This is a genomic window from Flaviflexus sp. (assembly GCF_052087705.1).
Classification (GTDB): Bacteria; Actinomycetota; Actinomycetes; order Actinomycetales; family Actinomycetaceae; genus Flaviflexus; species Flaviflexus ciconiae.
This window is the reverse complement of sequence record NZ_JBQCYC010000005.1, coordinates 118,207-131,814: the sequence shown is the minus strand read 5'-3', so window position 1 is coordinate 131,814 and position 13,608 is coordinate 118,207. Positions and strand designations below refer to the sequence as shown.

Below are 13,608 nucleotides of genomic sequence, written 5' to 3'. Positions count from 1 at the left end.
CCTAGCAAGGGAAACCTCATTGCGACCGAGGCAGGCGGGAACCGAAATTGGCAAGCCTGAAATGTGACGGACATGAGTGGAGGAGGGGCTGCGGACGAAAAACGTCTCGCAACCCTTCCTCAGTTGCTGAGGCCACTGCGTCAGTGCAATTAGCGCTATGTCAGTTTTTACCGGGTGAGACGAATTGATTGAAAAGGCTTAGCCATGTCTGTTCGCTTGACCCATACCTCGCGACTTGATCAGGCGTCGCGCTGCCCCTCCAAGTAGTTGAGGATCGCGCCCTCGCGCATCGCCCAGGGGCAGATCTCGAGCTTGCTGACCTTGAAGGACTTCATGGCGCGCACGGCAACTTCGGCACCCGCAACGATCTGGTAGGTGCGCTCGGGGGTAATGCCGGGGAGTGCGGTACGTGCCGCCGCCGGCATCTGAGCCAGCCTACCCACCCAATCTTCCAGGTCGGAGCGGGACATGCGGCGGCGTTCCGTGGGGCCCACTACGGCAACAAGCTGACCGGCAAGCCGCGCCAGCGAGCGGAAGGTTTTCGAGGTGGCGACGACGTGGTCGGGTGTGGGGAGCTGCTTGAGCGCCTCCGCCAGCGGCTTCATCTCATCCTTGATGTGCGCTTTCATGACCGAGATTTCGTCCTCGAGCGGCGGATCGTGCTTGAGGTAGTGACGAGTCAAGCGGCCTGCACCGAGAGGCACGGATGCGGAGAATTCGGGGTTTTCGTCAACTCCGTAGGCCACTTCGAAAGAACCGCCACCGATATCGAGGACGAGGAGGCGACCGGCGGCCCAGCCATGCCAGCGTCGAGCGGCAAGAAACGTCAGATTGGCTTCTTCTTTGCCGGAGAGGACCTGGAACTTCAGTCCCGCAACTTCTTCGAGTTCTCGGAGCACCTCGGGGCCGTTCGCGGCCTCGCGAAGAGCCGAGGTCGCCATGCCAATGACTTCACCGGCACCGAAGCGCTCCGCGAAGAGCATCGCTCGTTTCACGGCTTCGCGAAGAGCGATCACACCATCTTTCGTCACCATATTGTCGTCGTCCAGATACCGCATGAGGCGCACAACGGTGCGATCGTCGGCCGCAGGGGCGGGCCGGGCACCGTAGTGAGCATCCACGACGAGCATGTGGACTGTGTTCGATCCGATATCGAGTACTCCAAGACGCATGTAGACAGCCTAATGCAGTACTCTCGGTTATGGACCCAAAAGATTGAGGAATCGTGTCAAATACTTACTCTCTCCCCCTGACGCCAGGACAGCTGAACGGCTTCATGAAGAGCGGACTCGACTATATTTCCGGTCTCGCCGTAGATTCGGAGGCTCTTGACGAGCTCACGAAGATTGAAGACATTGTCGAACTCTTCCAGGTGGGCTTCAAGGGAAGTCCCTTCGGTAAGGACGGGGAGCTTTACATCCTTGAACTGGAGGCAGGTCCTCTCGTTCAGTCCCGCAAGGCCGTCGGCCCCCTCGATGAGGACGCTTTCCTCGGCGGCATCTTCGAGGTGATTCCCTTCGATGGGACGGGACGCGCCAAGGCCGCCGGCGTGGAAACGGATCTGCTCTGGGTCGAGCCCGCTCGTCTCACCGCCGGGTCGTCGATCTGGAAGTACACGGCCGATGAGGCGGAGCCGTCCATGGTGGCCGCTTACCACGGCATTGCCTACGGCTGGGAGACCGAAGAAGGATTCAAGGCGATTGTTCCTTCCAACTTCCTGGGCACCGTCATTAAGCGTTCCTGGGGTGAGATCCCCTGCGACGTGGAAGTTGAAGATAATAAGCCCATCGCTGTCACTCTCGTAGCTCCCACGGACCCGAAGGGTGAAGAGGGCTTCGCACAGATCGAGTCGGGCCTGTGGGCAAAGCGCATTGCCTACACGGAGGACATGGAGATCTACGAATCGCAGAAGATCGCGAAGGTCGACGGCGTTCCCGCCCGCGTGCTACGCCCCATCCGTCGCGATGGTGAGACCCTGCTCGAGGTTCAGGCTCTTCTGCCCGACGCTCCGTACTGCCGCGCGAACGGCTACTCCCGGTATGCCCCCGCAGTATTCGTAAAGGCCATTCCGATCGAGGGCGTCAAGGCGCAGGCCCGTAAGGCCACCCCGAAGACGTGGGAAATTGAGGAGATCTCGCCGGCACGTGCGGATGACATGGTCGATAAGGACCTGACCGACACTCGTGCGATCATCCCCGACATTTACAAGTTGCTCGTCAATGCGGTTCCCAACGGGTTCACGGAAATCACGCTGTTCATGCAGGTGGTGGGCAATCACTTCGTGTTCCTCGGCGAATACGAGGTGGACGGCAAGAAAGAACGCCTCGCGTCGATTCCGACCGCGGTTGTTCACTACACCCGCCAGCTGAAGAAGAACACGTACGATGCGGACGAGGGCGGCTTCTACGTCGCTAAGTTCTCCTTCGATTCGCTTGGCACCGGCAACTTTGGCTTCAACAAGTCGGCTCAGCCCTCATGGGCGAGCCAGGTTCCTGTCGATGAGTGGAAGAAGGACCTCGAGGAGTTCCCGCGTAGCGCTCCCCAGACTCCGGACTGGCTGATTGACGCGATCAATGGGAAGCTTTTCAAAGCCACAAACTCCAATCAACTCGAGGAACAGGCATGATTCAACTAATTGTCTCGGGAATCAATGGAGATGACGACGTCGCAAAACTGACGGAAGAACTGTCAAACATCGGATCGATTAACCAGATCATGGTGACGCTTGGTACGGATTCGCGTGCCACCGTTATCGTGACAGGCAAGGCATCCGATGATGAGATGACAGAGGCCGTCAAGCGGGCCGGCGCCTACTCCATTGTCGACATCGAGCGGGAGGGGCTTGAGCCCTACCACGTCGATAAGTAGCCAGCGCCTGTCATGAACAGGAGAGCGGCCCTCCTTGTCGACGCCGAGGATCGGTGGATCCGCAGACCCAGCGATCTTTTCGGCGCGCTTCTTTCCCTCATCGGGATTGTTTTTATTCTGATGTTCTCCGTGTATGCGTCATCCACCGCGGTTGCGGTGACGACGGATGTTCGCGAAGCAACGAACGATTTCCTGACGACGGTGTTCATCATGCCGATCAACGTCCTCGAGGGTTTACTGACGTTCTTCGCACCGCTTGCCGTTCTGATAGAACTGACCTGGATAAAGCGATGGCGGGCACTATCCAGTTCGATCCTGGCCATGGCACTCGCCGCGGTTCTCTCGAACATCATCGTCTGGTTCCTGCGCGAATACCTGCCGGATGCTCCGGTGACGAATACTCTAGCGGTGGCAATCGAGGGCCAGGCCATCGTTCTTCTCGTGCCGTACATGGCGATCATCTCTGCCCTGTGCACGGCCGCGGGAACGCGCGGCTCCCTCGTTAGCGTGCGGTGGACGTGGCCGCTCCTGTGGATCGCCGTTGTCCTTTCCATTCTCCAGGGTCAGCAGACCCTGCCCGGAGCTCTTTCCATCGTTCTACTCGGCACGATGGTCGGCCAGCTTGTCCTATTCCTGCTCGGCACCGTTCCCGAGCGCGCCAACGGCCTCAACCTTGTCCGCCTGCTCCGCCGCGCAGGTGTCGACGCGGCCGAGATTGTCCGCGTTGACCGCAGCATTGCGATCGATGACCTGATTGCCCTGCGGGTGACAACCAGCTCCCCCATTGGTTATCTCGACCGTTTCGGCATTGCCCAACTCCAAGAGTTCATCAACCGTGCTTTCGACCCGATGGAGATTGTCGAAGAGGACTCGAAGAACGAGTCGGTGATCCCCGAGGCCCTTGTCGACCCGATCGCGGTCTACGAGGACTATCAGACATTCACGGTTCCCCGTTCCGAAACGGTGTCCCGCAATTACGTCATCATTGACTCCGGCGGCCTCGCCTATCACGCGGCCGTGCTCGACGGTGACCGTCAGCTCCTGTCCTGGCTTTCCTCCATGTGGTCCCGGATCCGCCTGCGAATCCAGTACCGCCACTCCGATGCTTCGATCCATGACACCGCTAACCAGGTGACCCTCATGACGCTCGCAGCACAGCACAACGGTGTTGTTGGTCCCGACCTGGTTGGCGTTGCGTCCTCCGATGACTCCGTCGTGATTGCCACCAAGCTACTCCGTGCCCCCACGCTTGACGCGGTTCCCGAAGAGGACCTGACCGACGACGTCATCGACCAGCTGTGGATGGTCCTGACGACCGCGCACCGGAGCGGTCTAGCGCACCGCAATATTCACGCCGGCACGATTCTTCTCGACAACGGCGAGCTCATCATCACGAACTGGCACGACGGCACCATTGCTTCGTCGGAGATTTCCCGCAGGATCGACCTCGGTCAGGGACTGCTGATGATGGCGGGACTGGTCGGCACCGACCGCGCCATCGCCTCGTTTGAGCGGATGCTCGGCAACGAAATGCTCATGACCACAGCACCTGTCATGCAGCGTTCCGTCATGCCCCACCAGACGCTCGCCACGATGTCGAAGAAGAAGACGGCAGAGCTTCAGGAAGCGATTACGGCGAAAGCTCCCCCAACGGCGGAGTCAAATGCTCAGGTGGAATTCCGTCGCTTCTCTCCCACGACCGCAATCACGGTTACCATTGCGGTCCTTGCGATCTACATCCTGCTGGGTTCGATTAACTTCGGTGAGGTCTGGGAAGCTCTCAAGCAGGCACAGCCCGTCTACCTTGTCATTGCGTTCGTTGCCGGCTCGATCCTCACCTATTTCGGTGCGGCCCTCCACCTCAAGGCGTACACCCCGGAGAAGCTGCCGCTGGCCGAGACCGCGACCGTCCAGGTCGCCGCCTCGATCATTACCCTTGTTGTTCCCGCAGGTATTGGCCCCGCAGCCCTCAACCTCCGTTACCTCAACAAGAAGGGCGTCTCAACAACCCTGGGACTGGCAACGGTGTCTCTCGTGCAGATCGCGCAGCTGCTTACGACGATTATCACGCTGATCGTCGTTGCTCTCCTCACGGGCGAGATTGGGCGCCTATCCCTTCCCTCGGGTTCCCTCATTGCGACGATTGTTGGCGTCATCCTTGTGATCGTCGCCCTGCTCCTCATCAAGCCGCTCCGCGCATGGCTTGCCGCCAAGATCCAGCCAACCTTTGACCAGGTGTGGCCGCGGGTTGTCTGGCTGGCCACCCGCCCGAAGCGTATCCTTCTCGGCATTGTCGGCTCGACCCTCCAGTCGATCGGCTTTATCGCCGCCTTTGGATTCGCGCTCGCCTCGTTCGGCTATACCCTGCCGATCATGACGCTCGCTCTCACGTTCCTTATCTCGAACACGCTCGGCTCGATCGTTCCCTCCCCCGGTGGTATCGGTCCCGTCGAAGCGGCCCTCACGGGCGGCCTTGCCGTTGCCGGCATCCCCTACTCGATCGCCCTGTCCACAGCGCTTGTCTATCGACTGCTGACCTTCTGGGGCAGGGTGCCGTTCGGCTGGTTCGCCCTCCGCTTCCTCCAGCGCCGGGACCTCGTGTGACCGAGCACAGGACACCCACCGGTCCCGGGGGGCAACCCCCGGCTACCGCCGCCGCGCAGGATCGTGGCGTCCCAGGCCAGTTGGAAACATCCGCAGCAGCCGGTACAAGCGGAGCAATCACCTCACGAGAAGCCGGCTCCACCGATTCCGGCCCGGGTACTGTGCGCGGGTTGCTCGCCAGCCCGGCGCTTCTCCCCGCGGCATTCACGCTTGTTGCATTCGTTCTCTACACCGCCCTGTCCTGGGTGATGTGGAGCAACACGATCTCACCCTCCTGGGATCTGGGGATCTTCACGCAGCTTGCCAAGGCCTACGGAAATCTCGAGGCCCCGATCGTTGACATTAAGGGCGACGGCTACAACCTGCTGGGAGACCATTTCCACCCGATCCTAGTCCTACTCGGCCCGTTCTACGCGCTGTTCCCGTCGGGCTCAACCCTCCTCATCATCCAGGCGGCACTCTTTGCGGTCTCGGCATGGCCCGTGGTGTCGCTGGCTCAAGAACGTCTTGGGAAGCCCGCGGCCGCTCTTCTGGGTGGCTCCTATGTTTTCTCATGGGGGCTTCTGAACGCTGTGTGGGCTCAATTCCACGAGATCGCATTCGCGGTCCCCCTTCTTGCCTTCGGGCTCGTCTGGTGGATCAGAGGCAGAACAGTTCCCGCAATCATTGCCATTAGCCTTCTAGTGTTCGTCAAGGAGGATCTCGGGCTAACCGTCGCCGCTGTCGGCGCCGCCTTCTATCTCCGCGAGCGCACCGACCGGAACCTGAAAACGGGCGTGTTCCTTGCGGTGTGGGGGATTGTCTGGTTCGTCTTGTCGACCATGGTCATCCTTCCCGCCCTGAACCCGCAGGGCCAGTGGGACTATACGGATAACCTGTCCCTGCTAGACCAGGTTATGGCCGGGGCGGGGATGAAAATCCTGATCCTTGTCATCCTTGCTCTGAGCGCGGGAGTTATTGGCCTCAAGTCTCCTCTCGTGCTCATCATGGTTCCGACGTTGGCGTGGCGGTTCGTTGGGAATGTGGACTACTACTGGGGCTGGGAGTTCCACTATTCCGGGGTTCTCATCCCGGTCGCCGCTATCTCACTGAGCGATGTTGCAACCGAGCGCTGGCGCACCGTTGCGCCACTCATTGCTTTTTGCACCTCGCTGGTCATGCTTCCGCAGACCGAGATCGATCTCCTGTGGGACCACGAGGGCTACGTTAGCGACTCCTCCGGGGCAATCGAGGCCGCATCCCAGTACGACATTGTGGCTACCGACATTTCCCTCCTTGCCTACCTGGTGCCGCACACGAACGTGTACTGGTACGGGACCCTGGGCGATGTGGAGCCGGATGCTATTGCCGTGAACTGGTGGCGGCTTGGCGAGCCAGCTGAACCGTGGGCGGAGGAACGCTTCGGCGGGGATTGGGACACAATCTATTCGGACGATCGCTGGGAAGTCATCGTTCCCGCGGAGTAAGGCAACCTTCACTGCGATCTCCTTGCGTCAACAAATTTGCCCTGAACGTTTCCTCCACGATTCCTCAATGCTGAGTCCACAGGTCCTGGACAGCATGTTCGTATCCGGCGCACCTCCTCTACTTCCCGCCCAAAAATGTGATTTGAGTGGCAAGATTGAATCATGAATGAACGCGCAGGTACCCCAGCCCTTCCAGAGGACCTCATCGATATCGATGAGCTTGTTTCTGCCTACTATGACCGCGAGCCGGTCGAGCCAGTCGTGTTCGGAACGTCCGGGCACCGTGGTTCGTCGCTCGACGGCGCCTTCAACGAAGGCCATATCGCGTCGATTACTGCCGCGATCATCGAATATCGCCAGGAGCTCGGTTACGACGGAGCTCTCTACATCGGTCGCGACACTCACGCACTTTCGGAGCCCGCTCAGAAGACCGCAGTTGAGGTCTTCGCGGCCGCCGGTGTGGAGATTCGCATTGATGCTCGTAACCGCTACACCCCGACCCCAGCGGTCTCCCTTGCAATTCTCCGCGCCAACGGTGCGGGTACGGAAGCGGGCGTGCGCGTCGAGGGACCGGGCCTAGCCGACGGCGTGGTTATCACCCCGTCCCACAACCCGCCCCGTGACGGTGGCTTCAAGTACAACCCGCCGCACGGCGGGCCGGCCGACTCGGATGCGACGAAGAAGATCGCAGCTCGCGCCAATGAGCTCATGAAGGATTGGCGTTCAATCCCTCGCATGCCGTACGAGCAGGCACGCGTTGCGCGGACAACGGGAACTCACGACTACCTGTCTGCCTATGTCGATGACCTTGAGAACGTGGTCGACATGGAAGCAATCCGTAAGGCGGGCGTGAAGATCGGTGCTGACCCGATGGGTGGGGCCTCGGTCGACTACTGGGCCGCAATCGCGGAACGCTACGGAATTGATCTGACGGTTGTGAACCCGGAGGTTGATCCGACGTGGCGGTTCATGACACTCGACTGGGACGGCAAGATCCGCATGGACTGCTCCTCCCCGAACGCCATGGCTTCCCTCCTCCAGATCATGGGCGAGAATGCGCCGTACGACATTGCTACCGGTAACGACGCGGATGCTGACCGCCACGGAATCGTGACGAAGGATGGTGGGCTCATGAACCCGAACCATTACCTTGCGGTCGCGATCTCCTACCTGTACGCGAACCGGACGGGATGGAATGCGGACGCCGGGATCGGTAAAACCCTCGTGTCCTCAAGCTTGATCGACCGTGTTGCAGGCGAACTGGGACGGAACCTCCTCGAGGTCCCGGTCGGCTTCAAGCACTTTGTTCCAGGCCTCCTGGACGGCTCTGTCGGTTTCGGTGGCGAGGAGTCCGCAGGTGCTTCCTTCCTCCGCTTCGACGGCACCGTTTGGACAACCGACAAGGATGGCCTCATCCTCTGCCTGCTGGCAGCAGAGATCCTGGCAGTCACCGGTAAGACTCCCTCACAGCTCCACGCGGAGCTTGTCGACAAGTACGGCCCCTCCGCCTACGCCCGCATCGATGCTCCCGCCACAAAAGAGCAGAAGTCCAAGCTGGGCAACCTGTCCCCCGAGGACGTCACGGCCACGGAGCTTGCTGGTGAACCAATCACCGACAAGCTGGTCAACGCACCCGGCAACAACGAACCGATCGGCGGCCTCAAAGTCACAACCGAGAACGCCTGGTTCGCCGCCCGGCCATCCGGCACCGAGGACGTGTACAAGATCTACGCCGAGTCATTCAAGGGCCCCGAGCACCTCGCGCAGGTTCAGGAAGCCGCAAAGGACGTCGTTGACCGCGCCCTCAACGGCTAGTCTCTAGCGGCCTAGTCTCTAGCGGCACAGACCCCACATAACCCAGTACTGAGGCCCGCCCCTTCGTGGGGCGGGCCTCGTGCTGAACGGCTTCTGAGTTAACGCGCTACATCTGGAAGACCGCTGCTGCGGCGAGTGCACCGAAGGCGTTGAGTGCCCAGTGAAGTCCAATGGGAGCGAGGACCGACTCCGACCTGTGCCTCAGCCAGGTAAAGGCGGCACCGGCGAAGGACGTGGCAATAACGGCGAGGCCTATACCAACCCACTGGGCCAAGGTTCCTGTGCCAAGCATTGCAGTGAGGCCTTCGTTGCCGGCGGTCAGGTTGAGGGACGAGGCAACATGCCACAGGCCAAAGAGGATCGAACCGGCAATGAGAACGGCCCGGATCCCGCCAAGCTTCTGGAGGGAGCTATGCAGGATCCCGCGGAAAGCCAGTTCTTCCGGGAGGACAGTTTGGATGGGGATGAGGACGAAGGCCGCAAGTAGCGCAGTTCGTGCCGAAGAATAGGAGTCGTTGAGGAAGAAGTCCCGCGTTATTGGCAAGAGAACTCCGATAAGAACCCCGAGGAGGACAATACCGGCGGCGATAGAACCATACTTCAGCCCCTTCTTCAGGGTGCTTCGGGAAATACCAATATCGGCCATCGTGTGGCCCATGGCTCTGCCGAGCAAAAGAATGACGCCGACACCGACGGGGATCGTAAAGAACCAAAGGGAGAGCGGCGTGAAGTGCGCAAGAAAATTCAGACCTGCGAGAAGCCCGATAACGGAAACGACCGTGATGATCTCTTTCCGATGACTGTATGACGGGGGTGCGTCAAGGCCGTTGGGCTCGGCAACGGACAGCTCGGTATCCGGCTCGGTCTTCGTGAGTACTGTCATCGCCAAGGAGTCTAACGACGGAAGGGGTGGCGCGGGCAACAATTGGGGGAAACTCCCCTGATGTGTGCCAGGCTCCTTCCAGTCTGGACACCAGTTTTGGGGACATATCCGCCATTTTCTCCCAATAACTCTCCGGCCTGCACATATGTCACCCCACCGGCATATGTTGTTGCACTGCGTTCCTCAAAGCCTTCGCACGGTTGTCGTTCTCGGCCTCGTTTCCTCCCGCTGGGCCGCCCGCACGTCGTGCGCAAGTCCCCGGTTCCGAGATGGCAAGACATGTTGTTTTGCTAAGCGCTCATTTGCATCCCACAGCGCCCGGCGGACCGTAAACTAGGCCCATGGCCATCGCTGACATCGCACGGAAGCTTGAGGACTCCTTCAACCGCAGGGGAACCGTTAAGCGTGTCGAAAAGGGATGGCGGCCCTCCATCATCGGCTTCACCGGATACGGATCTGTCACGTCCCTGCACGTTCTTGGCCGGGTTGTTATGGCGGACCCGAATAGTAAGTCACTATTCAAACCACTCCGACTACCACCCTCGGCTCACACGGTCCTTGGCACCGTCCAGGAGGCCTTCGAGCAGGCGCAGAAACTGTCCGACACTGCCCAGCGGGGGTGGCGCCAGTTCTTCACAACCCAGGTGGGTTTCCTTCCGGTCACGATCCGTGCGGGCAACAAGGTCATATCAACAAAGACCGACCGCTCTGGATATATTGACGTCCTTGTTCTCGACCACGGGCTGGAGCCCGGCTGGCACGAAGTAACAATCGAGGCTGCGGCAGCGGAGCCGATCATCGCGAAGGTCTTGATTGTTCGTCCCGAAGCCCGCCGCGGCATGGTGTCAGATATTGACGACACGGTCATGATCACCTGGCTTCCCCGCATGGTCCTCGCGGCCTGGAACTCGTGGGTGCGGCACACAAACACCCGGAAACCGGTGCCCGGGATGGCGAAGTTTTATCGGGAGCTCCTCGACGACGCCCCCGATGCTCCCGTCTTCTACCTGTCGACGGGTGCCTGGAATACCCTGCCGACTCTCGACATTTTCCTTACCCTCAACGGGTTCCCCACGGGGCCTCTCCTGCTGACCGATTGGGGCCCCACTCCCACCTCGGTCTTCCGTTCCGGGCAGGAACACAAGAAGACCCAGCTGAGGAACCTCATCATCACGTTCCCTGACATCGAGTGGTACTTGATTGGTGACGACGGTCAGCATGACCCGCTGATCTTTGACGAGCTAGCACGCGAACACCCCCGCCACATTGCCGGTATTGCAATCCGCCAGCTCAACCCGGTCGAGCAGGTCCTTTCGCACGGCATGACAGAAGCGATCGAGGATCGTCGTTCGGTTGATGACGAAGCACGCCACGGCGTCCCCATCATCTACGGTGCGGATGGCTACGAGCTACTCTCCTCCCTCAACGACCAAAACAACAGGCCGCAGACCCCCAAAAACTAAGCTGCCTCCCCACGGGCGGGCCCGCCCCGTACCGTCGGGCCCGCCCGTGTTTTCGATGGAGTATATGCTTCCCGGCGAGCTATTCGTGCACCGGCTAGGGTAACTAAACTTGTGCGAGTCACCCTGCGGCGCTCGCAAGAGTTTCCGTCGAGAACCGGGTCGGTGCCTGATCGCTCGACCACGGACAGAGTCCGGTGAGCGAGCACCTGTTCTCCGCGGAAGGATAGCCGGAGCTGTCCCTTCCCTTAAGACGACTGTGCCCGCCGTGAGGCGGGCACAGTGCTGACGTGTTGGTCGATGTGAGGACTAGTACCGGGGTCGGCACTTCTCGACGATGGTCTCACCAAGGTTGGCGAGATCTTTACCGGTGAGCCCCGGCCATCCATGCACCTCGTAGTCAGGAACCATGTCCTCACCGAAGGCCGCACCGAGGAGTGCGCCAGCAACGGCCGCTGTGGTGTCGGTGTCGGAGCCCTGGCGGATTGCCTCAAAGAGACCGTTGCGGATCGGGTCATCCGTGTCTTTCGCCATGACAACCGCATGCCACGCGGACTGCATCGCCGTGATCGTGAAGGAGTTCGATTCGGGCTTGAAGCTCGGCTCCTCAGCCTCCTTCAGTGTGGCGATCATCGAAGCGTGCACGTCCGGGTGCAGCAGGTCAAGGCCCGCGTAAATATCGATGCGGCCCGTTGTTACCGCGTGGCGGATTGCTTCGGACCAGAGGACGCACGTGTCGCCCACCATAGGGTCCGTGTGCGTGAGGGCTGCGATCTCCCGTGCCGCTTGGGCCGTCAGATCGCGGTCGTAGAGGAATGCCAGGCCAATCGGTGCCGTTCTCATGAGAGCGCCGTTGCCCGCGGCACGATCGGAGGTGGCAGAGAAGTAGGCGGCAGCGGCTCTCAGGCGCTGGGAGGCTGTGCCTTCCCTGCGGTGAGCGTCGGACAGGACGCGAGATGTTTGGATCCCAATATCGGTCGCACCGTCCTTTGACCAGGCAAGGAACTTTGTTGCGATATCGTCCTGAGCGGCTTGCGAGGTGAGGCGAACACCGGTCGCCGCCACCTGCGCAATACAGATCGACATCTGCGTGTCATCGGACCATTCGCCCGGCGCATAGTCGCCAAGCCCGCCTCCGATAGGTTGCGGATCGCCCTCAAGGGCAATGGTGTCGAGCTCGTAGGGGACGCCAAGCACGTCTCCCACGGCTGAGGCAAGGAGCGTCCCCCGGGCACGCTTCCTCACGGCATCGGTTAATTCAGGAGTCTCCATAATCAAAGTTTAAAGACTCCGTGAGCAATTGTTAAGCAGTTGTGCCGAAAAGCAGACCGAGAGCAAAGGTTACGATTCCTGCTCCGTAGCCGATTGCGAGCTGACGGAGCGCACGCGGCATCGGCGGCTTCCCCGAGAGGATGCCAACAACGCCGCCTGTGAAGAGAAGGGCGATACCGACGAAGACCGCGGCAATCACGATCGCGAGAGTTCCAGAGGTTACGAGGAACGGCAGGATCGGGATAATCGCACCCGTTGCGAAGAAAAAGAACGATGAGATTGCGGCACGCCAGGGCGAACCGATCTCTTCGTGGCTGGCGTGATGCACCTGGAGCACATTGATGGACTCCTGGGAGTGGATCTTCTCAAGTGCCAGGCTCGCCCGAGCATCGGCTTCTTGCTCGGACATTCCCCTGGCCCGGTAGACAAGGGATAGTTCATTCTCGTTCACGTCGAGATTCGGCAAGAGCTCATTGGATGACTCGTCCGGCATGGAGGCATCGAGGAGTTCCCGCTGGGAACGCACCGACACCCATTCCCCCGCACCCATGGACAGGGCGCCGGCAAGCAGGCCCGAGAAGCCGGTGAGGAGAACGGTCGAGTTCGAGACATTTGCGGCAGCCACACCGAGAACGAGTGCCAGGTTAGACACCAGGCCATCGTTGGCTCCGAAGACAGCGGCACGGAACGTTCCCGACATCGAGTTACGGCCGCGGGTAGCGAGCGAGCGAATAACTTCGGCATGAACAGCTTCATCGGCTGCCATTGCCGCCGTCGCACCGTTGTTCTCGGTTGCGCCGCGTTTCGTGGCTCGCTCTTCCGACACCTGGATGAGTGCCAGGGCAAAAACGAAGCCGAACCAGCGAGCGAGGAAGCCGAGAAGGAGTGACCGTAAGGAGGGATGGAGCGGCTTGCCGACGTTGTCACCGAGGAGGGTGCGCCAGTGCTCGGCATGGCGTTTCTCTGCCTCCGCTAGTTCGAGGAGGATCTCCCGCTCTTCGCCGGTTCGTGTTTCTGCGAGCCGCTTGTAAATCTTGTACTCGGCTCGCTCCTCGGCAAGGTTCTTGCGCCACTGTTGCAGCTGCTTCTCGCTTGCACTCTTCCCAATCGTCACCGAACTATTGTGGGCCATATTCCTGGGAAGTCACGGTTACGGATAGAGAATGCAAGAGCAATCACAAGACCAAGTCACAGTTCGGTAAGCCGAAACTTTTGACAGGATATTGGTCCCACAAAAAGC

Annotated in this window: 10 protein-coding genes; 6 read left to right on the top strand and 4 right to left on the bottom strand. The window is 60.3% G+C overall.

Annotated elements, in window-relative coordinates; genetic code table 11:
• Window positions 1-239 precede the first annotated feature (239 nt).
• A complete protein-coding gene (locus ACTHUY_RS04460; protein ID WP_441677822.1) occupies window positions 240-1,172 on the bottom strand; it encodes a Ppx/GppA phosphatase family protein in 933 nt (310 codons plus the stop codon).
• 53 nt (window positions 1,173-1,225) lie between these two features.
• Here ACTHUY_RS04460 and ACTHUY_RS04455 point away from each other — a divergent pair, with 53 nt between their 5' ends.
• The 5 genes from ACTHUY_RS04455 (at window position 1,226) to pgm (ending at window position 8,753) form a co-directional block, all read left to right on the top strand.
• Window positions 1,226-2,626, top strand: coding sequence for a hypothetical protein (locus tag ACTHUY_RS04455; protein ID WP_126704279.1), 1,401 nt, complete (start codon window positions 1,226-1,228; stop codon window positions 2,624-2,626).
• The gene (locus ACTHUY_RS04450) at window positions 2,623-2,868 is read left to right on the top strand and encodes a hypothetical protein (RefSeq protein ID WP_441653986.1); all 246 of its coding nucleotides are present in this window, start codon (window positions 2,623-2,625) and stop codon (window positions 2,866-2,868) included. Before ACTHUY_RS04455 ends, ACTHUY_RS04450 begins: the two co-directional genes overlap by 4 nt.
• 12 nt (window positions 2,869-2,880) lie before the next feature.
• Window positions 2,881-5,472, top strand: a complete 2,592-nt coding sequence (locus ACTHUY_RS04445) for a lysylphosphatidylglycerol synthase transmembrane domain-containing protein (protein WP_441653987.1) — start codon at window positions 2,881-2,883, stop codon at window positions 5,470-5,472.
• Window positions 5,469-6,938, top strand: coding sequence for a DUF2079 domain-containing protein (locus ACTHUY_RS04440; protein WP_441677820.1), 1,470 nt, complete (start codon window positions 5,469-5,471; stop codon window positions 6,936-6,938). Before ACTHUY_RS04445 ends, ACTHUY_RS04440 begins: the two co-directional genes overlap by 4 nt.
• A gap of 162 nt (window positions 6,939-7,100) precedes the next feature.
• On the top strand, window positions 7,101-8,753 hold the full coding sequence (gene pgm, locus ACTHUY_RS04435) for a phosphoglucomutase (alpha-D-glucose-1,6-bisphosphate-dependent) (RefSeq protein WP_441677818.1): 1,653 nt from the start codon (window positions 7,101-7,103) through the stop codon (window positions 8,751-8,753).
• A 106-nt stretch (window positions 8,754-8,859) separates the two neighbouring features.
• Here the strand turns inward: pgm and ACTHUY_RS04430 are convergent, their stop codons facing one another.
• Entirely contained in the window at window positions 8,860-9,636 is a 777-nt protein-coding gene (locus ACTHUY_RS04430; protein WP_441653990.1) for a CPBP family intramembrane glutamic endopeptidase, read from the bottom strand.
• A 341-nt stretch (window positions 9,637-9,977) separates the two neighbouring features.
• On the opposite strand from ACTHUY_RS04430, the gene ACTHUY_RS04425 reads away from it, so the two are divergent.
• Window positions 9,978-11,099, top strand: coding sequence for an App1 family protein (locus ACTHUY_RS04425; protein ID WP_126704283.1), 1,122 nt, complete (start codon window positions 9,978-9,980; stop codon window positions 11,097-11,099).
• A 306-nt stretch (window positions 11,100-11,405) separates the two neighbouring features.
• Here the strand turns inward: ACTHUY_RS04425 and ACTHUY_RS04420 are convergent, their stop codons facing one another.
• Both ACTHUY_RS04420 and ACTHUY_RS04415 read right to left on the bottom strand, forming a co-directional pair.
• A complete protein-coding gene (locus ACTHUY_RS04420) occupies window positions 11,406-12,368 on the bottom strand; it encodes an ADP-ribosylglycohydrolase family protein (RefSeq protein WP_126704284.1) in 963 nt (320 codons plus the stop codon).
• 31 nt (window positions 12,369-12,399) lie between these two features.
• On the bottom strand, window positions 12,400-13,482 hold the full coding sequence (locus ACTHUY_RS04415) for a VIT1/CCC1 transporter family protein (RefSeq protein ID WP_441677816.1): 1,083 nt from the start codon (window positions 13,480-13,482) through the stop codon (window positions 12,400-12,402).
• Between the last annotated feature and the right edge of the window lie 126 nt (window positions 13,483-13,608).

Coding starts and splice junctions, on each gene's coding strand:
- ACTHUY_RS04450 (WP_441653986.1), top strand. CDS start 2,623: ATGATTCAACTAATTGTCTCGGGAATCAATGGAGATGACGACGTCGCA.
- ACTHUY_RS04425 (WP_126704283.1), top strand. CDS start 9,978: ATGGCCATCGCTGACATCGCACGGAAGCTTGAGGACTCCTTCAACCGC.
- ACTHUY_RS04445 (WP_441653987.1), top strand. CDS start 2,881: ATGAACAGGAGAGCGGCCCTCCTTGTCGACGCCGAGGATCGGTGGATC.
- ACTHUY_RS04420 (WP_126704284.1), bottom strand. CDS start 12,368: ATGGAGACTCCTGAATTAACCGATGCCGTGAGGAAGCGTGCCCGGGGG.
- pgm (WP_441677818.1), top strand. CDS start 7,101: ATGAATGAACGCGCAGGTACCCCAGCCCTTCCAGAGGACCTCATCGAT.
- ACTHUY_RS04460 (WP_441677822.1), bottom strand. CDS start 1,172: ATGCGTCTTGGAGTACTCGATATCGGATCGAACACAGTCCACATGCTC.
- ACTHUY_RS04430 (WP_441653990.1), bottom strand. CDS start 9,636: ATGACAGTACTCACGAAGACCGAGCCGGATACCGAGCTGTCCGTTGCC.